The sequence below is a fragment of the Prolixibacter sp. DSM 2831 genome (assembly GCF_056493735.1).
Window position 1 is genome coordinate 1,586,523 of sequence record NZ_CM151379.1, and the last position, 22,827, is coordinate 1,609,349.

Below are 22,827 nucleotides of genomic sequence, written 5' to 3' on the forward strand. Positions count from 1 at the left end.
TCGGGCAGTTTTTTCGTCTCCTGGAAAATGTTCTACTCACCCCATCTGAATTGCAATCGGAATATCCATTTCTACCAGTAACCAAGAGAGCGATTGCCCGTAGGGCATCCGGTATTGTAGCCGAACGTTGAATTGAATTTCGTTACTCCGTAGGAGTTATACATTAAAAATACCTCTTACCGGAATTGACGATTTGTGCATCCCCTACGGGGAAATGTCAGCATTCAACGCTGCTATTCTACCATACCCAAACCGTTACGCGGTATAATGCTTCGATTATGGATTTAGTTTCACACAACGGGCTGTTGAATGCTATTTTTAGCTCCACTCCGGGAACTGCGTTTTGTTCAGGTCGAGGGGGGCTATGGTCCGCATATCGGATTCAGTCAACTCAAAATCGAAAATGTTGAGATTCTCCATCCGATGCGCATTTTGCGACGAGCGCGGGATAGCGATAATACCTCGCTGGTAATGCCACCGCAAACTCACCTGTGCGTTGCTTTTGTTATACTTTTTGCCAATGGCTGCCAGCGTTTCGTTGGTGAAGAGTCCGTTGCGACCTTCAGCCAACGGAGCCCAGGCTTCCATTTGTATCTTGTGCGGCTTCATATAGGCGTGGGCTTTGTTTTGCTGGAAGAAGGCATGCGATTCGATTTGATTAACGGCCGGAGTAACATCAAAACCGGCCATCAAATCATCGAGCTGATGTGGCTCGAAATTACTAACCCCGATCGCCCTGATTTTGCCTTCTTTATACAGCTCTTCCATCGCTTTCCACGAACCTTTTACATCGCCCCGTGGACGGTGGATGAGATAGAGGTCGAGATAGTCTGTTCCCAACTTGTCCAGCGATGTTTGAAAGGCTTTTTTCGCCTTCTCATAACCAGAATCATCGACCCACACCTTGGAGGTAATGAACAGTTCTTCCCGTTTTATACCGCTTTGCCTGATACCGGCACCCACAAACTCTTCGTTGCGGTAGACCGTGGCTGTATCGAGCAGACGATAGCCCAGCGAAATTGCGTCGGCAACGCTATCCTTGCATACTTCACCGTTCAGTCCGTAGGTTCCGAACCCGAGAATGGGCATTTTCACGCCATTGTTCAGCGTGACATTTTCAATAGATACTTCCGGCAGACCGGTCGCACCGAATAACCGGGATGTTCCCATTCCCATGAACATGGCTGTTCCGGCAAACGCAGCACTGGTCTTCAAAAAGTCGCGACGTTTGATTCCTTTGTTGTGATTCTTCTGATTCATCTTCGTCTTGTTAGTTTGATTTTGCTTCAAAATACTAATATTTCGCCAGAAATGAGGTGGACACACTCTTCACCCTGACATTTCCCTTTCTCTTCCGGTATTTCATCTTAATACGTTCGTTGCCTGCGAATTTGATTTGGTTAATAGTATCGAGCGTAAGCGCTGTGGGATGACTATTATTTTAAATTATTCTTAATAAAGAGCATTTGTCTCAACTTTAGGTTAGTTTTGGAGCCAGAAATCTTCGACAGATATAAATTTTTAACAATGAAACGTTTTTTAAAGAGTTATTGGAGCCGGATTGTTCCTTTTATCTTCCTGGCACCTTTTCTGATGTCGTGGGGAACCTTCGGGCACGAACATATCAATCGCGCTGCAGTGTTAGCGCTTCCTGCTCCTATGCAGACTTTCTTTTTTAATCATATCGATTTTATGACAACGGAGGCGACGGTTCCGGATATTCGAAAATATACGTTGCGTTACAAAGCGGAGAGGCCCAGACATTATATCGATTTGGAAAGCTATGGTACGTTGGATAGTCTTCCGGCTACCCTGAAGGAGGCAGAAGAGAAATATTCACCGGAGTTTTTGCAGAAGAACGGGATACTGCCCTGGTACATCGAGGACATGATGAAGAAGTTGACCACCGCCTTTAAGGAAAAGAGCAAAAACGAGATCCTGTTTTTGGCGGCTGACCTGGGGCATTATATCGGCGATGCTCACATGCCGTTGCATACGTCGGTGAATCACGACGGCCAGTTGACCGGTCAGCGGGGAATTCATTCCTTCTGGGAATCGCAATTGCCCGAAATGTTCGGTGATCAATACAATTACAACTGTGGTCAGGCGAAGTATATCAAGAATATTCACCAGGAGGTGTGGAAGATTCTCCGCCATTCGCATCAATTGGCCGATACGCTGTTGCTGGCCGATCGGGAACTGAAGAAACACTTCAAAGGCGATGTGTACGAGCGGGATGCTTCAGGCAAGATCCTGAAAAATAAATATCATCAGCCCATCCATTCGGTGGCCTATGCCAAGGCTTACAACAAGGCGTTGAACGGAATGGTCGAGAAACAACTTCGGAGTTCAATCATAGAAACAGCCGATTTCTGGTACACGGCTTGGGTGAATGCGGGAAAACCGGACCTTTCGAGTCTCGATCCGTCAGAACAGACCAAAAGAAATCAACCGGAGCTGAAGAGGGAACTTCAGCTGTGCCATCAGGGCAAACTGACCGACCTGAAAGGCGATAAGGAATTTTAAGCGATAAGCTTAACTTTTAAGCAGGGAATCAATCATGTTGAACGGGGCTATCCCCCGGCGATGTGTTGGTTCCCTGTTTTCTTTCTATACCTTACGATTTTTCACCGAGGGTTTTCAGTAAGTCGTCTTTGTAGTTAGCTCCTATCGGGATGAGCTGGTCGGCTATTTTTACCTGGTTCCCATCGATGTATTGGATTTTGCTCACGGCAATGATGTACGACTTGTGAATGCGCAGGAACTCTTCCGGCGGCAATTGCTCGAGCATATTTTTCACAGTATCGTGGACCACCAGGCACTCTTCTGAAGTAAATACTTTGATATAGTCGCCAAACGACTGCAAATAGTCTATCTCGTCGAAATTGACCTTGTATACCTTCTTATCTGCCTTCAGCAAAATAAACCGGTTGCCTGCCGCGGTTTTCATGTTCGCGAAATTGATTTTCTCGACAGCCTTATTGATGGCTTTCAGGAAGCGTTCGAACGAAAACGGTTTGACGAGGTAGTCGACTGCATCCACCTCAAAACCTTCGATGGCATACTCCGGGTAAGCGGTGGTGAAAATAATGAGCGGCGGGTTGCTTAGCGTTTTAACGTACCGGACACCGGAAAGCTTGGGCATGTTGATGTCCAAAAAGATGAGTTGTACATCGTCGTTCTGCAGTTTGTCGTTCGCCTCAAACGCATCGAAGCAGATGTCGACCAGTTCGAGCATCGGGCTGTCGGCGATGTATTTCTTCAGGACATCCTGCGACAGCGGTTCGTCGTCAACAATTAAACATCTAATTTTCATTTGGCATGGTTGATGGTTAGTTCCACTTTGAAGGTTTCTTCACCGTCTGTAATTTTTAGCTGATGGGCACCGGGATAGATCATTTCAAGCCGCTTCTTCACATTGGCCAATCCAATTCCTTTGTATTCCTTTTTCTCCACGTCGTCGGTTATGCCTTTGTTGTTCTCCACGGTTAAGGTAACGTGGTCTTCCGTCATCTGCAAATCGATATGAACAAACGATTGGCTGGTGACACCTTTGATGCCGTGTTTGAAACTGTTTTCGATTAGCGGGAAAAAGAGTAACGGCGCAATCCGGATGTTTTCCGGGTCACCGGTCAATTCAAAGGTAACGGTAGCCCGATGGTCGGTTCGCAGTTTCTGTAGCTCGATGTAATCTTCCAGGTAGTTGATTTCCTTTGTAAGATCGACTCTATCTACGCTGGCTTCGTATATAATGTACCGCATGATGTCGGAGAGCTTCAGCACAATTTCCGGTGTTTTGTCGGAATGATTCAGGGCCAGCGAGTAGATACTGTTCAGGCTGTTGAAAAGAAAATGCGGGTTGATTTGTCCCTTTAGTGCTTTTAGCTCAGTTTCTACTTTTTCTTTCTGTAGTTGGTTCAGGCGGTGTTTGGCCTCCGAGAGTTCGAACCACCCCTTGGATAACTTGAGCAGGGTTGTAATCCCGACAAATACTACCACAAACTTGACAATGTCGAAGAACTCGTAATAGGAGATGAAATAATATCCCGGTAATAGGTAGCTAACCCATTTATCGAAAAAGAGCAGGTTGAATCCGGCGGTAGCCAGTATTGTCATAGTCAGCAGTATTCCGTACACGAAATACCTATTTCTGCTCAAATACCGGGGAATCAGAATCGATAAATTGACATATATGCCGGGAATGATGGTGACCAGAAACAAGATAGTGTAGATGATATCAATCTTTTCGATCTTCCCGGAAGGGCTAAACAGATTCAGCAAAACGTAATACGAAACACACCAAAACAGGATATGCTGTACAATCCTGTTCCGGTAGATGTTTTTTATTTTGACAAAGTTCATTACTGTACCCGTTTCAAATAAAAGCACATGATTTCATCCTTGTCTTTAGCACCGGGATTATCGACAAAAGCATTCGGGTCGGTTCCGTATTTTATCAGGAACTTTTGCAGCTCATCGGTCGATGCCGTTAAGATATAGGAATCATCCTGATACTTTTTGTGAATAGTTTCATGTGAGATACGGATTTTATTGTTTTTAAGCAAATCAGCCAGCCAGGCTTCGTTGAACCATTTGATGCTCAAACTGTCTTTCGATATTCCTATTTTGGCAATGCTATGGGCCTTTACCAAATGGAAAGCGGTGAGGTCAGGAACCTTGACATCGTCCGGGTAGAAATCGACGTATAGCTGGTGGTTGAGCTGAAACAGGTGGACGACAAACTTTGATGTGCCATCTTTATCGGTATACGAAACCGAATAATTGTTCTGCAGCGAATCGGCAGGATTGCCCGGGATTGGCCCTCCCGCATGATGTACTGTTTGTTTAATGGTCCATTTATTCGATTCCTGGTCGAGCCAGGTTCCTATCAGTTCCTTTTTGAAGATGACATCTTTGGCCTTATAGAAAGGATGAAGCGACTTGACGATACAGCTGCTGACGATTACTGCCAGCAGGAGAGTTAACAGGAGCGGTTTCGTTTTCATGGCGATTGAATTTAGTGGTTAAACAATCTATAACCAAAGTAAATTCAACCGGGCTTAGAAGGCAATTTTTTTCGATGAACACGCTTGTTTCTTCGATGAAAAGGAAAGTTAACGGTGAATTTTCATTCGGATACTCACTTTACCACAAAGAACACGAAGATTTTTCACAAGGGACACCAAGACCACTTTGTGAGCTCTGTGGTTATTTTTTTACCAGAAAGCACACGTTTTCAACAGAGCCAGAAAGGCGAGCTTATCAGTAGTACAGCTATCGATCTTCGGTAAGAATTACTCTTTATTTCAAATTGAACCGTTAATTACACGCCGGACTCCGTCTTTGAATAAAACAGTATTGAAATTCATCAATAATCCAAGGCGACTATGGCTCAACTTGAGGTAGGTCAATATTTGTGCTAGATGCAGGTCATTTAGTGCTTCGACAGATTTTATTTCCAAAACGAGTTTGTTCTCAACCAGTAAGTCAATTCTATAACCAGCATCCAGTTTCACCTCTTCGTATATTAACGGTAAAGCTTTTTGTTTCTCTACTCTTAGATTTAACTTATAAAGCTCAAAATAAAGACATTCTTCATAGGCACTTTCCAGTAGACCAGGTCCTAATGCTTTATGAACCTTAAGCCCTGCTTCGAAAGCAATTTTAGACAATTCATTTTCATTCATTACGTTCCGGTTAGTTGGTTTGAATATCCCTGATTTTAATCAATTTATAAAAATTAGATGTGTAACTGAACGAATTTTTTCAGTAAATGGAGTGACTCCGTTGTGACCTTCGTGTTTCCTTTGTGAGCTTTGTGGTAAATCGTCAGAGAAACACATTCTTCGTTATCGTGTTAATTGGTACTTTGACTGGTTTTAATAAAAAAGACCGACAATTTGTTGCCGGCCTCTCTATCTGTTCGAATTTATTTACGCATTGAAAAATCGCTCGACCGTGATGGGTAAGTCACGTACCCGTTTCCCGGTGGCGTTGAAAACAGCGTTGGCAATAGCGGGCGCTGCTCCAATGATGCCTACTTCGCCCAATCCTTTTGCTCCCGACGGATTGATATTCGGGTCGGGTTTGCCGATAAAGGAAACCTCGATGAGCGGCACATCGGCATTGACGGCAAAGTGATAGCCAGCCAAATCGTTGCCAATCAACCGGCCGGTTTTGAAGTCCACCAGCTGTTCTTCCATCAGGCCCATGCCAATGCCACCGGCACCGGCACCAATGACCTGGTTGGCGGCCGCTTTCGGATTGATAATCCGTCCGGCATCTACTACAATCACCATTCGGTCGACTTTGATTTTACCGGTCTTCTCGTGCACTTTTACTTTATAGAAATGTGCGGCAGAAGAGCAGAAGCCGTACTTCTTACGCTCTTCACCCGGTCCGGCAAATTCCTCTACCTTGATGTCATTAAGATTGTTTCTGCTGAAGATATCGGCATAAGGAACAAAACTGTCCCTGTAGGTAACGCCTTTATCGGACAAAGAGATGTCATCTATATTGAAGGTATTGGCGTCTTTATCGGGCCAGGCGTAACCGGCCACTTTTCTTTTTAATGCCAGGCTGGCGGCGTACACCGCACTACTGACGGAGGCCATTCCCCGGCTGCCGCCCTGACTGGGAGCTTTGGGGAAATCGGAATTTCCCAGCTCGATCTTAATCATGCTTTTGGGAATACCGGTAACTGTGTGAGCTACATTCTGCATTCCCGTGCCCGTTCCTGTCCCGATGTCGGTCATGGCTGTGCGAACGGTGATAACTCCGTCTTTTTGCATGTCGATGGAAGCCCCGGTGTACGAACGGCCCGAGCCCCACATACCGACAGCAACGCCGTAGCCGATTTTGTAATCGCCCTCTTTCAGGGAACCGGGAACGGGATTACGGTTCTTCCAGCCAATGAGTTCGGCGCCTTTTTCCAGGCACTCATTCAAATAATTGGTCGACCACGGCAGACCGGTTTCCATTTCGTAAGGAGCGATATTTTTCAAACGAACTTCCACCGGGTCCAGCTTCAGTTCGTGGCACAATTCATCGATGGCACTTTCCACACCAAAACAACCGGTTGTATCACCGGGACCGCGGTTCCAGGTCGGCATGGGTAAGTTGAGTTCAACGATGGCTTCCTCTGTTTTCACATTCTTAAAGCCGTAGATTTTGCGGGTAACGCGGGTAATTCCATCGGAGAAACCCTGTATTTTGGAAGAATTGTTCCTGGCCTGATGGATGATTCCCATAAATTGACCGTCTTTATCGGCTCCCAGTTTCACCCGTTGCCACGATTCAGGCCGGTAGCCGACCATAGTAAACATCTGCGGACGCGTGAGCATCACTTTTACCGGGCGTTTGACCTGTTGGGATGCCATTACTGCAGCGATGGTATGAGGCCATACGCGTAAGCCGCTTCCAAAGCCGCCTCCGACAAATTCGCTGATGACATGAATGTTGTCTGTCGGAATATCGAACAAGCTGCTGATGACCGACTGCACACGGTTGACCCCCTGGTTTTTATCGTACAGTACGAGTTTGTCGTTCGGTTTCCATTGGGCAATGGTGGCATGCATTTCCATCGGGTTATGAACTTCTTTCGCAATGGTATATTCCTGGTCGACCTGGTGCGGTGCATCTTCCCATGCTCCAGCACTGCCCCGGTCGTTTTCGGTCTCTTTCAGCGATACCTCTTTGGCTTTCTTTGAAAAATCCGTTTCCGGTATAGCTTCTTCATATTCCGCTTTGACCAGCGACGCCGCAAACATGGCATCCTCGATGGTTTCGGCTACCACCATGGCGATGGGCTGGTCGTTGTAGTAAACCTTGTCGGTATAGAAAATAGGTAGTCCGAACCGATTGTCCGGCATCTCTTTCATTCCGGAGAAACCGGATACATAAGGCTTGTTTTCATGTGAAAGAATATCAATCACGCCGGGAGCCTTCATCGCTTCTTCAACCTGCATTTTCAGAATTCTTCCGGAGGCGATGGTACTTCCGACCATTACTCCGTATGCTACATCGGGAATATCATATTCCGCTGAATATTTTGCTTTGCCGGTTACCTTCGCTATCCCTTCCACACGACCTTTCGGCATTTGTTTTGTGTTTTTCGAGTCAAAAAAGTAGCTCATCACCTTATGCTTTATTCGTGAGACAAGTGTGTAATGCAGTTTCTATCGCGCCTTTCAGTAACGGAACCTTAAAGGCATTCGTCGATAGGGGAGCGGTATCTTCAGCTGCAATTCGTGCTGCTTCGGCAAAGTTTTCGGCTGTTGCTTCTTTTCCCTTCAGGAAGTCTTCTGCTTTGGTCCAGCGCCAGGGCTTATGAGCGACACCACCGGATGCCAGCCGTGCTTCACTGATTTGGTTCCCGTTCATATTCAAGGCAGCTGCTACCGAAACCAGGGCGAAAGCGTACGATTCGCGATCCCGCAGTTTCAGGTATTCGAAATGCTTGCTGAAGTTGTTCTTCGGAACAAAGATGGAAGTAATCAACGCGTTTTCCGGAAGGTTGTTATCCTTTTCGGGATTGTTTCCGGGCAACCGGTGAAAATCCAGGAAGTTCATCGTCTCTTCCGAACCGTCAGCTTTCCGGATATTGACCTTGGCATCCAGAGCGGCGAGTGCCACACACATGTCCGAGGGATGGACGGCCACACAGGCATCGGAATAGCCAATGATGGCACCCATCCGGTTATTCCCTTTTAGCGCACCACATCCCGAGCCATTTTTTCGTTTGTTGCACGGAAGCGTCAAGTCATAGAAGTATGGACAACGGGTGCGTTGTAGCAAGTTTCCTCCGGCCGACGCCATGTTGCGAATCTGGGGAGACGCTCCCTTCAAAATGGCTTTGGAGAGTAAAGGCCAGTTTTCCAGAATGGCTTTGTCTACAGCTATGGCTGTATTCCGGACCATCGCCCCGATGACGACTCCGTTATCTTTTACTTCGATTTGGTCGGGCAAAGTGGTGGTTATGTCCAGCAACTTATCCGGTTCATCAATTTCTTTTTTCATTAAGTCCACCAGGTTGGTACCTCCGGCAATGTAATGGGAATGTTTGGTTACCGAGGACAGCGCTTCGCGGACCGTTTTGGGTTTCGTATATTCGAAAGGTTTCATCTGGTTATTTTTTCATGGACGTTTCATTTAGCTACTTGCTGGATGGCTTCTGTGATGCCGTTGTAAGCACCACACCGGCAGAGATTGCCGCTCATGTATTCTTTGATTTCCTCTACCGATCCGGTGTGTCCTTCGTCGACACAAGATACTGCCGACATAATTTGTCCGGAGGTGCAGTAGCCACACTGGAAGCCGTCGTGTTCAATGAAAGCTTCCTGCATCGGGTGCAGGTTGTCTCCGTCGGCCAGTCCTTCGATGGTGGTGATTACCTTCCCCTGGGCCATGGCGGCCAGGGTTAAACAGCTCAATGCTCGTTCGCCATTTATATGTACCGTGCAGGCACCGCATTGACCATGGTCGCAGCCTTTTTTACTGCCGGTCAGATTTAACTCCTCCCGCAGTACGTCCAGAAGTGTCGCCCGACTGTCAACCGTGAGCGAATATTGCTTTTTGTTGATTTCGAGCTGGATGGGAATCATCTGCTTTTTGACGAAGAACTTCTCTTTGACGTCCTGGTAAAAAGCCTTTACGCTGTTGGGAATGAATGACAATGCCGCCAGTGCAGAACTGGATTTTAAAAAGAAACGGCGGCTCATCGACATGGCATTAGAATGGGAATGTTTCATCGTTAGCAATTAATTTGGTTAATGCCTTAGCAGGTCTCTCTTTCAAATTTATGAAATTTCAACCAGTCCCCGGCATTGACTTTTGAAATATTGGCTAATGAATGAGGTTGTAAATCTTATGTTTACGACATGGATCTGGAATGTGCCGGTTTGAAAAATCGGCACTCAACCCTTCATTTTGAGTTTCCGTTACATAACAATTAAAGGAGCGGAAATGGGTTTTAGATAAGCAGAAGTACAATGGCAATCACCACTCCTGAACCTGCGACTATCATTCCTCTCTTGAAAATTTTTGCTTTGGGTTTGAACATCCACAGAGAGGAGACGGCTAAAAAGAGTAGTAATATTCCAAAGATCGTGGCAAACAGGTGTGATGGATTTTTGCTTGCTGATTTATGGACTGAGTTCATCTTTCCGAGGAACGGGGGAAGTGCTTTGACCGTATAATTGGTTACTCCGGTGGCCTTATTATAGGTGCCGTTGGCAAAATAATGCAGGTCGCCTTCCGTTTTGATGATTTTGAAACCTCTCATATGTAGTTCGTTGCCTAATGTCGCTTCGTCGAGATTTAGGGGGAGTTTTCTCTCTACTGTTGTTTCCCTTTTCAGGAAATCGGTATCCCGGTAAACCAGAATGATTCCGCTGATGGAATAGATGAGGGTAAAGCCTAATACGAAATAGCCAACATAGCGATGCAACATTCGCATATAATAGTGGATGCTTCTTTTTTTCATTGTTTGGTTTTTAGGTGAGGTGAAACGTTAAATTGTCCGGAATTGTCGCTCATTTGCGCTATTGTCTGAACGACATATAATTGGATGAGGATTCCGGATGAAGGTTTAACTTAACTTTTCAATTTTTTATTCGATTCGCAGGGAAGGGCGGATCACAGACCGAATTTTGAGGGGAGTTTCTACGGTCTGGCTATTTGTTTTAAGGCTATTGGATTGGAAACTTTGCTTTTTCTTCTTCCAGTTTTCCGGTCAGGTATTCGGTAATGTCCATCCGGATGCGCCACTCTTTAGGATAGTTGCTATTGAAACGATTGCCCAGGTTTTTAGTCCATCCTAGCGGGATATCCCGGTACGTGAGTAGATGCCAGCCGCGCTCTTTTGCTTCCGGGCGGATATCATCGCGGTGCAGAAATTTGATGGCATCGTTCAGCGTTAATTCGATTTCGGGAAATCTGCCTCTTTTCAGGATGGGAGACAACGCGAGTTCGTGTGCCGGAACGACCTCTTTCTTTTTCTGTTCCCCGATTTTGACACCGGCGTGTACAATCCGCAGGCCTTTTTGCAGCCAGGTTAACTCGGCTGCGTATTTCGAAGGAAAAGCAAATAGCGTTTCGTTCAGTTTGAATATGTCAAGATTATCGCCGGAAAGCCAACCTTCAACCGGAACTTTCTCACCGCGTGATGCAGCAGAGAAGGCAGCACTCTTCAGTTTCTTGGGCATGCGGGACGTTTCGCCGTCCAGCTTGCGGACAACTGCCATGAAAAAGCCTTCTCCTCTGGTTTTGTGCGGATAAAACCGGTATCCTGAAAGACCGGCCGCTTCCGTTTCGGTAACGCCCCATTCTGCTTTCAACGGAAGGAAAATATTTTCGACTTCGGCAAATTCGTTCAACCATTTCAGGTTTTCCTCGTTCTCACCTGGATTGTAAGTACACGTGCTGTAAATGAGTACACCTCCGGGCTTTAGTGCCGGCCAAACATCGGCGAGGATACGTTGTTGCCGTTGCGTGCAAAGCTGTGTATTCTCGGGTGACCATTCTGCAATGGCGTTTTCGTCGCGCCGGAACAAACCTTCGCCGGAGCACGGAGCATCCACCACAAGTACATCGAACTGACCTTCGAATGCGGCAAAGTCCTTCGGATCACTGTTCGTAACGATTACATTGGGATTTCCCCACTTTTTCAGGTTTTCCGAAAGGATAACCGCCCGGCTGCGAATGACTTCGTTTGAAACAAGCAAACTGTTTTCCGGAAGGAGAGAAGCAATGTGAGTCGATTTGCCACCCGGAGCACCGCATAAATCCAACACCTTCAAAGGCTCGTTGGGCAATTGACGGAAAGCCTGTTCGAGGAACATGGAACTGGCTTCCTGAACGTAGTAGACACCGGCGTGTAAAAATGGGTCGAGCGTGTAGAAAGGACGCTCTTCGAGATAGAAACCGGTTTGGCACCAGGGGACCGGTGTTCCGTTTGCCGGATTTTGGGCTTTCGCTGAATTGACCCGGATGGAACTGACAGCTGCTTCCGAAAGCGATTGTTGAAATGCTTCGAATTCATCCCCCAACTGAGCTAGCATTCGTTGAGTAAAACTTTCGGGAAGTTGTGTCGCCATGGTCGTTCGATTTCCATTTAAAATTATGCAAAATTAGCTTTTTAAATCAGAGGGAAGTTCTAAATTGTGGCCCCGAAACGAAATATTTGATTTGTTTTCACGTTAGTTATTTGACAACATAAGCTAATTAAAAAGGCCGGATTATCCGGTTACACGCTCGAAATCAGTATAAAATATGTCAGGTTTTAGTTTGAAATACAAGCTGGGACTCATCCCGGGTACGGCAAAAATTGATGCAAAGTGGAACAAGTTGCTGGGCATGCGCGATGAGCTGCAGGAATTGGAGCAATCGGACGAACTGGCTCGTTACCGTGAGCTGGATGCTGAACTGAAATCTGCCGAGTTCTGGGCCCGGAAAAAAGAGCTGACCCAATTGAAATTTGAAGGGAGCCATGAGCAAAAAATACTGAGTGAACTGGAGCACTTAAGTCGTTCCAAGTCGATGAAACAGTATTTTAAAACATTGAGCTCGGAGAAACTGGCCCGCTTCAAAAAGGTTGAAAAAGGCGACAAACTGGCCCGGTTTAACGAACTCAAAGAAATTGTAGCCACTCCAGAGTTTACCAAACGTCGGAAAGACGTTGAGAAACTCCATTACAATAATTCTCCCGAAGCAGCTAAACGAAAAGAGTTTGAGGCGTTGAAAAATGACAAGCGACTGAAGTCATATTACAGCACGCTCGCTTCCGACAGTTATCGTTTGTACATGAAAGTGGAGGAGAGTGGAGAGAAACCTTCGGATCCTAATGAACTCAAGCGTTATGAGAAGTTCCTCGAGTCGGGTGAGTACAGTAACCTGAAAACGGTTGAGAAACAAAACCTGACTCAGCGATATGAAGAGTTGCGCGGAGAGGTGCAGTCCGACGAATTCCTGGAAAGAGAGAAGTTCCTGAAAAATAGTAAGCGCTATCAAACTACCGATGATTACCGTTTGCTGGCGGAATATGAAAAATTGAGCAAAGATCCGGAAATTAAATTTTACCATAAGTTCAGCAAATCGGCCGAGTACCTCAATTATCAGCGGGTGCACGATTCGAAGGAACTTGAGCGGCTGAACGAGTTGGAAGACCTGGTGAAAGACGAAGGTTTCCGGGAGCGGGTTGCTTTCCTGAAGGACAAGAAGCGCTACGAGAAATCGGAAGACTTCAAGCTGGAGCAGGAATTGGCTAAGCTGAAAAACAGTGGGGTGATTAAGAAATATTTTGCCTTGCACAAAGCGAGAGAGCTCAATTTCTTCGATAAGTGGCAAGTTGCTTTCGACGATGAGTTTACACGCGACGGCGTTAATTACGAACGCTGGAATTCCGGGATTTATCCTGGCAAGGAGGTTTTCGGGGACAACTATTCGCAGGCGAATGAGTTGCAATGCCTGAATGGTGAAGAGAATCTGCAGGTGCATGGTGGAATTCTATCGATTGTTACCAGGAAAGAGGAGTCGAAAGGAATGCGTTGGAACCCGCAGTATGGATTGATTCCCGCAGAATTTCAATATACTTCGTCCATGTTGAATACCGGAAACAGTTTCCGGATGAAACAAGGTATTATTGAGGCGAAGATACGCGTGAATCCATGTGCCGAGATTGTGTCGGCTTTCTCGTTGAAAGGCGACGGAGCGTTCCCGCAAATCGATATTCTGCGCAGTGGCAAAAATGAGGTAAGCATGGGAGTTATTCGCGAAATTAAAGGAGAACCGGTTTGGCAACATCAAACGATTACCGGATTGAACTTTAAGAAGTTTCACGTATATCGACTCGAGTGGGACGGACAAACACTGACGTGGAAAATCAATAATGCGGTGGTTCACCAGAGCAAGGTCGATTCTTCGTTTGATAATATGTTCCTAAACCTGCTTTCGAGCGTGCACGAGGAAGTGCACCACCAAAATCTACCCCATTACTTTGAGGTGGATTGGGTTCGATGCCTGGTGCCTCAGGCCGGGAATAATTAGGACGAAGCACAATTCAGAAAATATAGACAGGTCACTTTTACAGAAAACAAAAGGAACAATAACGTGCAGCTAAGCATTGTTTATTGTTCCTTTTTTCATGGCAACAGGTAAACCGTTGTCCGTTGTTGTTAGCCTTATATACTATTGGTCGCTCATTTTCGTGCGTAGCGATCGGAAGCCTTCCCCCAGAATTTCACTGGCATCCATAATGGTAATAAAGGCATCCGGGTCCACCAGATTGATGTGCTCTTCCAAAATGGCTACTTCACGACGACTTACTACCGTGAAGATGATTTCCTTTTCCTGGTTTGTAAACATACCGACGCCTTTCAGATAGGTGCCGCCACGTTCCAAATCGACCAGTATCTTATCCTTTATCTCGTCATGTTTCTCGGAAACGATGATAAGCGCTTTGTTGTAATTGGCCCCGGCCATGGTTTGGTCGATGGCTTTTCCGGTGATATAGATAACCAGCCAGCTGTAAAGCGGAATTTGCCAGTCTTTGAACGCAAGCAATGCCATTAATACAATCGTTGAGTCGACATAAATCATCAACTGTCCGAGTGGCATGTTGGTGTATTTGGCGATAATCATGGCGATGATATCGGAGCCACCGGAAGTTGCTTTCGATTTGAAAATTAGTCCCAATCCAAAACCAATCAGCACCCCTCCGAAGATACAGGAAAGGAGTACATCGTGAACCAACGGTGCATCTCCGTCCACACGCATGTAGGTTATGGCATCCATAAAAACGGATGACAGGACAAACCCAACAATGGTTTTTACACCAAAACGAGGGCCCAGAATTTTGATCCCGGCATAGGTTAGCGGTATGTTCAATATTAATCCGAAAAGACCAATGGGAACACCTTCGGGCCAGAAGGAAAAAAGCCCATGCGTGAGGTAGTGCACGATGATGGCAATACCGTATACGCCTCCCGGAACAATTTTATGGGGCGAGATGAAGTAGACAAATCCAACGGCCAGAATAAACGAGCCGACAATGATGTACATGTAGTCGATGAACCATCGCAGGGAAAAGACCCGCTCTTTCGGTAGGAAAGCCATAATGTCTGAGTTAAATTGTTTGGGCTAAATTAGATATTTTAACCTGTTTACAATACGATAAAACCTGATCCTTTTCTTAAACATTTCAGCGGGTTTGGACCATTGAGCACTTGCTTGTAAAAGACTTTTATTAAGGAATAAAGCCCGCTTATCAATTGTAATCAGAAATGAGCTGCAACTATACAAAAAAAGGCTTTCCGATCGGAAAGCCTTTTCAATAATAGTGGTAATCTTAGAATCTTTTCTCTTTGATCCGGGCTTTTTTACCAGTCCGGCCACGCAGGTAGAACAAGCGGGCACGACGTACACTACCTCTCCGGTTCACATCGATCTGATCGATGAAAGGAGAATTGGACGGGAAAATTCTTTCCACGCCTACGTTACCCGACATTTTCCGAACAGTAAAGGTCTTGGTTAAACCTGAACCTTTGATCTGAATTACCGTACCGCGATAATTCTGAATTCTCTCCTTGTTACCCTCACGGATTTTGTAATGTACCGTGATAGTATCACCAGGACCGAACTGCGGAAGTTCTTTCTGTTCGCCTATAAATGCGTTTTCTGCTGCTTTAATGAGATCCATCGTATTTAATTTAAGTATTTGACGAACGCAATATTAACAGGTCGTCTGCCAGAGATTACGTACGGAAATTTCGCGGCAAAAGTATGGATTTTTTTCTGAATCATAAAATATTAGCTCCAAAATCCACTTTTGCGTTCCGCTTATTTTTCTTTTAAATGGTCACCGGTTTGCTTCGCCACGTTGCGGTACCACCATTCCGGGTAACCGGGTTGAGCTGGCATCACCGGAAGTTTACCGCTTTCGTTGCGCTCGAACTTACCATCTTTCTCTTTCATGATGTTACCATCCTTGTACTTGATAATCAGGTAATGTTCCAGCTGTGTCCAGCGGTTCACCGTCAGGTTCACCTGCTTGTCGGAATATTCCGTCAGGAATTTGCGGGCCATGTTGTGCTCGCCTTTATTCCATAAGTCCATGGCAGCTTTATCAACCGCAGGGGTGAAATCGACAAATTTGGTTTCGAGTTCACTCTGTACTTTCTGAATGTCTTTGATCATATAATCGTAACGCAGGTAAGCCAGATTCGATACGGTATTGAATACCCAGAACGCTGAGGTATTTGACCAGGTCAGCATATCGCCGTTCCCTACGCGAATTGGTTCCGGAACTTTCTGAATACCGCAATATACCGGCATGTAGCAGGTAGAATAAGTATCATCAACGCCAAACCACATGATGCCACCAATTGGATCGGGGTATTTGGAGCGCATTTGAGCAATGAATGAGAAACCGGTTTGTTGAGTTGAGATAGCACGCTCGTTGACGTAAGTCGTCGAATCAACCTGCCAGGTCAACGGACGCCAGCGGTAAGGCAGTTTGAATGGACCGGCACCCGGGTCTTTGGTCATATCCAAAGCAGTTCCTTCGAAGTGGTCGCGCATCATGCCCATTACGTCTTTTACTGTTAACAATGTATCAGGTTTTACCCAAAGCGGCATGCGGTTGGTTGCATAGCCGTTGGCTCCGTGAGTAATTTTACCCATGGCATAGTCCTGATATTGATCCATGTTGCTGGCTACTTTACGGAAACCAGCCCAAACACGAGCATCGCAGAAACGGGCTCCTCCGAAATCAACCGGAGCGTAAGTGCCCGAGAAGCTAAAGTCTTTGTTTTTGCCATCGAACCATCCTTTTTCACGGGCAAACGAAATAACATCGCTTGAGTAAAGGCAGTTATCTGGATCGTTCAACGGGAAAGTGGTGATACGAGCCTGGTTGGCATGTCCTGAGATGTATCCGTCAGGAATGCGACGAGCTACCCAAACAGCACCTTTTTCAGCTTCACCTTTTCCAATCATTTCCAGAATCCATACTTCGTTCGGGTCAGCAATCGAGAAAGATTCTCCTTCGCTGGCATATCCGTACTTGGCAACCAAATCGGTCATGACATGAATAGCCTCACGAGCTGTTTTGGCACGTTGCAGAGTCAGGTAAATCAAGCTACCATAATCAACAATCGCTCCGGGTTGATGATGCAGTTCCTTGCGGCCACCAAAAGTGGTTTCACCAATCGAAAGCTGGTGTTCGTTCATATTTCCGGTTACCTGGTAAGTGTGGGCAACCTGTGGGATTTTTCCCAGGAATTTGCCGGTGTCCCATTCAGTGACGTCAACCATATCGCCGGGCTTGTGATCGGCTGCCGGCCAGAAATACATTTCTCCGTAAAGTGTATGTGAGTCAGCTGCATAGGTTATCATGGTTGAGCCATCGACCGTTGCACCTTTGGTGATCAAAAAGTTGGTACAGGCGTCGGCTACGTGAACCTGCAGCGCCAGCCAAATCAGGCTAGTCAGTAAGAGCGTTTTCTTCAGCATAATAGAAAGGAATTTTTTCGTTTTTGACAAAAATAGGAAAATAAATGAATGGGCTACTGCGGCAAACGCCCACTGTACGACCTTTTTATATGATATTTGTTAGGTTTTCTCTGTCTTATGGTAAGTAAATGGTTCCACCGGTGTTGTCGCGGGAAGCTCCGGTAACAGCAGAAAGGCAGTTGATTTCGTGCCGGTTGGCCAATACGCCCAGGAAGGCAAAGATGAGTGCTTCCTTAAAATCGATGATCTCCTTCTCGGGAATAATGACTTCTGCTTTAGAACATGCGGCAATGCGATTCATCAACAGGGGATTGCGTGCGCCACCTCCGGTAACCAGCATTTTCCCTGGATGGCGGATGGCCTGGCCAATTTGAATAGCAACATGTTCGTAGAGCGTCCTCATTTGGTCGGCTAACGAAAGTGAATATCCCTGCAGTAAAGGAATCATTTCGCTGTCGAGCCATTCTTTGCCTAACGATTTGGGTGGTTTTTCTGCGTAAAAGGGCAAATTATTCAGCTCGTTCAGCAGAGCATTATCTACTTGTCCGCTTTTCGCGATGAGGCTGTTCTTATCATATTCTTGCCCCTTTTGCTGGGCCAGATAATTGAGCACGATGTTAGCGGGACCAATGTCGAAGGCAATGCGTTGTTCTTCTTCCTCGTACGAGATGTTGGCAAAACCGCCCAGATTGAGGCAGTACTCATATTCTCCAAAAAGCAGGCGGTCACCTATCGGGACCAGCGGAGCTCCCTGGCCGCCGAGTGCCACATCCATGTTACGGAAGTCGGCAATGGTTTTGATGCCGGTTTCGGCTGCGATTATCGTTCCGTTTCCCAGTTGAAACGTGAACTGTTTTTTAGGCTGATGAAAGATGGTGTGCCCGTGCGATGCGATAAGTTGTGGCATCGTTTTTCCTTGCAGAAATCGGTTGATGACTTCTCCGGTATACCGGGCATATTCGTTATGAAGTAGCAAGATTTCTTGCGCTGTACTTTTTTCCGCTTCTCTTAGTTTTTTCTGCCATTCGGCAGAATAGGGAACGGTTTCGGCGGCTTCTATGAGAAATGACCAGCCGGAGTTCGTATGCTCAAAACGGCACAATGCCAGGTCGATTCCATCGAGCGAAGTGCCTGACATTAGACCTAATGCAATAATACTTTCTTTCATTTATAGAAGGTTGCCGTATATACCGATTGATTTCCTTTTGCGTCGGTTATCGTGAGTTTCAACTGGTGGGTTTTTCCCATTTCCAGACGGGTCGGGTCAATCGTGTAAGTTAGTAAATCATATTTGGGATCGTAGGCAAATAGTGCCCATTTTCCGTCGATTTCGCCCCGGTAGGTTGCGATTCCCGAAAGGTTATCTTTGATTCTGAACCGGATGTGCTTTGGATTCACGAGGTGCTTGTGCTCTTTAATACTAAGTGAACGAATCGTGGGAGGAACGGTGTCCACTGCCACGCTGAAATTTCCAAAATAGCGCGGATAACCTACGATCCAGCCATCGGAATATCCACCACCGGCGCTCCATTTCTGGCCATCCGGGTCGAGAATGACGAGCAGTGCTTTGCTTTCCAGCGAATCAGGAAGACTGTCCGGCTTAATAGACACGCGAATAGGCTTTTGTAGCGGCGTATATTTATCCTGAATTTCCTGCAAGGGGGCATAGCATCCCTCGGGTGTGGCTTCTTCCTTGAAATGAAATGCCAAATCATCATACAAGGCTCCAGCAGGTACTTTCAATTTCAGGTTATCTGCCTGAAAGTAATTGTCTTTGTCGTACGAAAATATCCGGGCGCCGTTATTCTGTCGCTGTGTACTATCGGGCGGTGTGCTTTGCACCTGGAATTCAAGTGTTGACTTATTGTCATAAGCGTCAGCGGTAATTACTTTCACCTGGTGGATCTTGTCATCCGTGAAATTGACAATGCCGTTGTTTTTATCGATGGTGTATATGTCGAGCTTATTTCCCGGCTGGCGGAAGAGCCGATGAACCCAACGTCCGTATCGTTCGCGCTCGGCATAGTCAGCCAGGCTGTTCACGTAACGCGTTTCAGTAAAAGAGATATCGTTTATCTTAAAACCGAAGATGGTATCCTGATCGACCACCAGTAACGCGCTGTATATACCGCATTTGCTCCAGCTTGCATTCAGGTAATCGACAGCCTGTATACCAAAGGCAGTCGGACCGCTCACTTTTAAAACCGGATTTCCTTTCAGGTGATATTCCGACGAATAGTAGACGGTTGAGTATCGCTTGTGATTGTACATGCCGGTTGAAGGAAAGGAATAAGCGTAAAGCGAAATCATTTTGGGCGGCATATTGTCTTTTATCGGAAAGTGCCACTTCAGGCCGTTTTGCGGACGCTGAGTTTGCGTGTCACGGATTTCGAAATGCAGATGCGGACCTCCTGAACTGCCGGCGTTTCCCGACCAGGCAATTACATCTCCCTGTTTCACCGGAAACGAATCACGGGGAATGGTAAGATTCACAGCAAACTGTTCCCGTTTATACTGAATTCGCCTTATATATCTTTGTAAATGTGGCATCAGGCGCTCCAGGTGGCCATATACCGAAGTGATTCCGTTTGGATGATTAATATAAACAGCACGGCCATAGCCGGTGGGAGAGATTGCTACGCGTGTAACATACCCATCGGCGACTGCATGAACCGGAAGGCCTGTATGACCGCCGGTGCGCATATCGAGCCCGGAATGAAAGTGATTGGGGCGTAGTTCTCCAAAATTACCCGAAAGGGAAATTGGTGGTTTGATGGGAGGAATTAACTTCTGTGGTTCATCGGGTGGTGGAGGGGCCTCTTGACCATAAACCTGAAATGACCATATCCATAACAGCACAAAAAGCGGTGTAAATAGCTTCATTCTCTTTCCCTTTCAGTTTATCTCACGAAAATAAAAACTTTACACCGACCATACTAGCATTATGTGTAACGAAATTTTTTCGATTTGATTAAAATATTAACTTTGTGTAGGAAATCCTGAAGTATGACAGAACGTGAAACTGTTTTATTAGGAGAGTTTAAGGAGAAAATCGATAAGCTTATTCGGCGTTGTGAAACGTTGAAAAGTGAGAACTATCGTCTCCTGGAAGAACAGGTTCAACTCCAGGATCAAATCAGGTTGTTGAGCAGTCGCAACGAAGAGTTGACTGAAAAAAACGAACAACTGAAATTTGCTAAGTCGTTACTGGCGTCTGATGGTCAATCGCACGATGCCCGTATCAAGATTAACCGAATAGTGCGGGAAATAGATAAGTGTATTGCTATGTTAAATAAGTAATACCACCTGCTGAAATGGAAGATAAGCTTTCAATCAATATTAATATAGCCGACCGTCGGTATCCGTTGCGAATTGACCGCAACGACGAGGAAAAGATACGGAAGGCGGCGAAAATTATTAACGACAAGGTACTGCAATACAAGCAGCGCTATGCCAATAAAGACAGCCAGGATTGTTTGTCGATGGCAACTTTGCAGTTTGTAATTCAGATGCTTGAAGTTGAGAAACGAAATGATATTTCGCCATTGGTTGAAGAACTGGAAGAACTAAACGATTTTTTAGCAGAATATCTGGAAAAGGAAAGTTAATTAAGTCAGTTTAATTAATGATATTTGCCCGCATTTTGTCTTCTTTCAATTAAGGAATTTGATTGAGAGAAGTTGAAATTGCGGGTTTTTTGGTAAAATTGAACTATTAATAAATTGTGACATGACAATGACAATCATAGCTGGTGTTGTTGGCTTAATATTAGGAGGAGTGATTTCCTACTATGTTTGGGACAAGGCACTTAAGAAAAAGAAAAACAAACTCATCGGCGAGGCCGAAGCCAAGGCCGAAATGCTGAAGGAGAAGAAAATGCTCCAGGCAAAAGAAAAATTTATTCAGCTCAAGTCGGAGCACGAAAAGTATATCAACGAGAAAAATCAGCGGATTACCGGTGCTGAGAACAAACTGAAACAGCGCGAAAGCAATTTCCTGCAACGCAAAGAAGAGTTGCAGCGTAAAGTGAAGGAATTTGAAACTACCCGGAAAGAGGTAGAGGTAATTCGCGAGAACCTCAGTGCTCAGATGGAAATGGTTGAGCAGAAGAGTGAAGAGCTTGACAAAATGCACAAACAGCAGGTGGAACAACTGGAATCAATTTCGGGTTTGTCTGCTGAAGAAGCAAAAGCTCAATTGACCGACTCACTGAAAAATGAGGCCAAAACCGAGGCAATGTCGTACATCCAGGAAATTATGGATGAAGCCAAGATGACTGCCAATAAGGAGGCCAAAAAGATTGTTATCAAATCTATTCAGCGAGTTGCTACTGAAACTGCGGTTGAGAATTCAGTTACCATCTTCCACATCGAGAACGACGAAATCAAAGGTCGTATTATCGGTCGTGAAGGACGTAACATCCGTGCGTTGGAAGCAGCTACCGGTGTTGAAATTATTGTCGATGATACGCCGGAAGCAATTGTTCTTTCTGCGTTCGATCCGGTACGCCGCGAAATTGCCCGCTTGGCTTTACACCAACTGGTCACCGACGGACGTATTCACCCGGCCCGCATTGAAGAGGTAGTAAACAAGGTGAAGAAGCAGATTGAAGAAGAGATTATCGAGACCGGAAAACGGACTTGTATCGACCTGGGTATTCACGGAATGCATCCTGAGTTGATTCGTTTGATCGGTAAAATGAAATATCGTTCGTCTTACGGACAGAACTTGTTGCAACACTCGCGTGAAACAGCCAACCTCTGCGCTATTATGGCCTCTGAGCTTGGGTTGAACCCGAAACAGGCCAAACGTGCCGGACTGTTGCACGATATCGGTAAAGTGCCGGATGACGAGCCGGAATTGCCACACGCTATTCTTGGTATGAAGCTGGCCGAAAAGTACAAAGAGAAGCCGCTTGTGACGAACGCTATTGGTGCGCACCACGACGAGATTGAGATGACCAGCTTGCTGGCACCAATCGTTCAGGTTTGTGACGCGATTTCTGGTGCTCGTCCGGGTGCCCGTCGTGAAGCTGTTGAATCGTACATCAAACGTCTGAAGGATCTGGAAGCCATGGCGCTTTCTTATCCGGGTGTAATGAAGACCTATGCAATCCAGGCCGGTCGTGAGCTGCGTGTGATTGTGGGAAGTGATAAGCTGACTGATAAGGAGGCTGAAGAACTTTCGTACGATATCGCCAAGAAAATCCAGGATGAAATGACGTATCCCGGACAGGTGAAAATCACGGTGATTCGTGAAACTCGTGCAGTGAATTATGCGAAATAAGTAACAATACCATATACAAAAAAGAGCTTCGAA

20 protein-coding genes are annotated in these 22,827 nt (G+C 46.0%); 5 read left to right on the plus strand and 15 right to left on the minus strand.

Annotated elements, in window-relative coordinates:
• Positions 1-318 precede the first annotated feature (318 nt).
• Complete coding sequence (locus AC060N_RS06305; protein WP_479526340.1) at positions 319-1,260, minus strand: aldo/keto reductase; 942 nt, start codon at positions 1,258-1,260, stop codon at positions 319-321.
• Between the two features lie 267 nt (positions 1,261-1,527).
• Here AC060N_RS06305 and AC060N_RS06310 point away from each other — a divergent pair, with 267 nt between their 5' ends.
• Complete coding sequence (locus tag AC060N_RS06310; protein WP_479526341.1) at positions 1,528-2,526, plus strand: zinc dependent phospholipase C family protein; 999 nt, start codon at positions 1,528-1,530, stop codon at positions 2,524-2,526.
• 91 nt (positions 2,527-2,617) lie between these two features.
• On the opposite strand, the gene AC060N_RS06315 is transcribed toward AC060N_RS06310, so the two are convergent.
• From AC060N_RS06315 to AC060N_RS06355, 9 genes are all read right to left on the minus strand, one after another.
• Positions 2,618-3,316 carry a LytR/AlgR family response regulator transcription factor gene (locus AC060N_RS06315; RefSeq protein ID WP_479526342.1) on the minus strand — a complete coding sequence of 233 codons (699 nt, stop codon included), beginning with the start codon at positions 3,314-3,316 and terminating at the stop codon, positions 2,618-2,620.
• On the minus strand, positions 3,313-4,362 hold the full coding sequence (locus tag AC060N_RS06320; RefSeq protein WP_479526343.1) for a sensor histidine kinase: 1,050 nt from the start codon (positions 4,360-4,362) through the stop codon (positions 3,313-3,315). Before AC060N_RS06320 ends, AC060N_RS06315 begins: the two co-directional genes overlap by 4 nt.
• Positions 4,362-5,006 (minus strand): hypothetical protein, encoded by a 645-nt coding sequence (locus AC060N_RS06325; protein ID WP_479526344.1) that lies wholly within the window; start codon positions 5,004-5,006, stop codon positions 4,362-4,364. Before AC060N_RS06325 ends, AC060N_RS06320 begins: the two co-directional genes overlap by 1 nt.
• Before the next feature lie 300 nt (positions 5,007-5,306).
• Complete coding sequence (locus tag AC060N_RS06330) at positions 5,307-5,687, minus strand: GxxExxY protein (RefSeq protein WP_153638428.1); 381 nt, start codon at positions 5,685-5,687, stop codon at positions 5,307-5,309.
• Between the two features lie 246 nt (positions 5,688-5,933).
• Entirely contained in the window at positions 5,934-8,135 is a 2,202-nt protein-coding gene (locus tag AC060N_RS06335) for a xanthine dehydrogenase family protein molybdopterin-binding subunit (RefSeq protein WP_479526345.1), read from the minus strand.
• Between the two features lie 4 nt (positions 8,136-8,139).
• Positions 8,140-9,123, minus strand: a complete 984-nt coding sequence (locus AC060N_RS06340) for an FAD binding domain-containing protein (protein ID WP_479526346.1) — start codon at positions 9,121-9,123, stop codon at positions 8,140-8,142.
• Between the two features lie 23 nt (positions 9,124-9,146).
• Positions 9,147-9,749 carry a (2Fe-2S)-binding protein gene (locus AC060N_RS06345; RefSeq protein ID WP_479526347.1) on the minus strand — a complete coding sequence of 201 codons (603 nt, stop codon included), beginning with the start codon at positions 9,747-9,749 and terminating at the stop codon, positions 9,147-9,149.
• A gap of 221 nt (positions 9,750-9,970) precedes the next feature.
• Positions 9,971-10,483: a hypothetical protein gene (locus AC060N_RS06350; protein WP_479526348.1), complete on the minus strand. Its 513-nt coding sequence runs from the start codon at positions 10,481-10,483 to the stop codon at positions 9,971-9,973.
• A 205-nt stretch (positions 10,484-10,688) separates the two neighbouring features.
• On the minus strand, positions 10,689-12,095 hold the full coding sequence (locus AC060N_RS06355; RefSeq protein ID WP_479526349.1) for a methyltransferase RsmF C-terminal domain-like protein: 1,407 nt from the start codon (positions 12,093-12,095) through the stop codon (positions 10,689-10,691).
• A 175-nt stretch (positions 12,096-12,270) separates the two neighbouring features.
• On the opposite strand from AC060N_RS06355, the gene AC060N_RS06360 reads away from it, so the two are divergent.
• Complete coding sequence (locus AC060N_RS06360) at positions 12,271-14,043, plus strand: glycoside hydrolase family 16 protein (protein ID WP_479526350.1); 1,773 nt, start codon at positions 12,271-12,273, stop codon at positions 14,041-14,043.
• A gap of 141 nt (positions 14,044-14,184) precedes the next feature.
• On the opposite strand, the gene AC060N_RS06365 is transcribed toward AC060N_RS06360, so the two are convergent.
• The 5 genes from AC060N_RS06365 to AC060N_RS06385 all read right to left on the minus strand — a co-directional run bounded on the left by AC060N_RS06365 (position 14,185) and on the right by AC060N_RS06385 (position 20,391).
• The gene (locus AC060N_RS06365; protein WP_106542045.1) at positions 14,185-15,111 is read right to left on the minus strand and encodes a YitT family protein; all 927 of its coding nucleotides are present in this window, start codon (positions 15,109-15,111) and stop codon (positions 14,185-14,187) included.
• Positions 15,112-15,343: 232 nt separating this feature from the next.
• Complete coding sequence (gene rplS / locus AC060N_RS06370) at positions 15,344-15,694, minus strand: 50S ribosomal protein L19 (protein ID WP_479526351.1); 351 nt, start codon at positions 15,692-15,694, stop codon at positions 15,344-15,346.
• 140 nt (positions 15,695-15,834) lie between these two features.
• Entirely contained in the window at positions 15,835-17,508 is a 1,674-nt protein-coding gene (locus tag AC060N_RS06375) for a dipeptidase (RefSeq protein WP_479526352.1), read from the minus strand.
• 115 nt (positions 17,509-17,623) lie between these two features.
• Positions 17,624-18,676, minus strand: a complete 1,053-nt coding sequence (locus tag AC060N_RS06380; protein WP_479526353.1) for an anhydro-N-acetylmuramic acid kinase — start codon at positions 18,674-18,676, stop codon at positions 17,624-17,626.
• Entirely contained in the window at positions 18,673-20,391 is a 1,719-nt protein-coding gene (locus tag AC060N_RS06385) for a M23 family metallopeptidase (RefSeq protein ID WP_479526354.1), read from the minus strand. The genes AC060N_RS06380 and AC060N_RS06385 overlap by 4 nt, the downstream gene beginning before the upstream one ends.
• Before the next feature lie 123 nt (positions 20,392-20,514).
• On the opposite strand from AC060N_RS06385, the gene AC060N_RS06390 reads away from it, so the two are divergent.
• The 3 genes from AC060N_RS06390 to rny all read left to right on the plus strand — a co-directional run bounded on the left by AC060N_RS06390 (position 20,515) and on the right by rny (position 22,794).
• A complete protein-coding gene (locus AC060N_RS06390) occupies positions 20,515-20,808 on the plus strand; it encodes a hypothetical protein (RefSeq protein WP_025863942.1) in 294 nt (97 codons plus the stop codon).
• 14 nt (positions 20,809-20,822) lie between these two features.
• Positions 20,823-21,116, plus strand: a complete 294-nt coding sequence (locus AC060N_RS06395) for a cell division protein ZapA (RefSeq protein ID WP_025863943.1) — start codon at positions 20,823-20,825, stop codon at positions 21,114-21,116.
• A gap of 121 nt (positions 21,117-21,237) precedes the next feature.
• Positions 21,238-22,794, plus strand: coding sequence for a ribonuclease Y (rny, locus tag AC060N_RS06400; RefSeq protein WP_479526355.1), 1,557 nt, complete (start codon positions 21,238-21,240; stop codon positions 22,792-22,794).
• Positions 22,795-22,827: the final 33 nt, after the last annotated feature.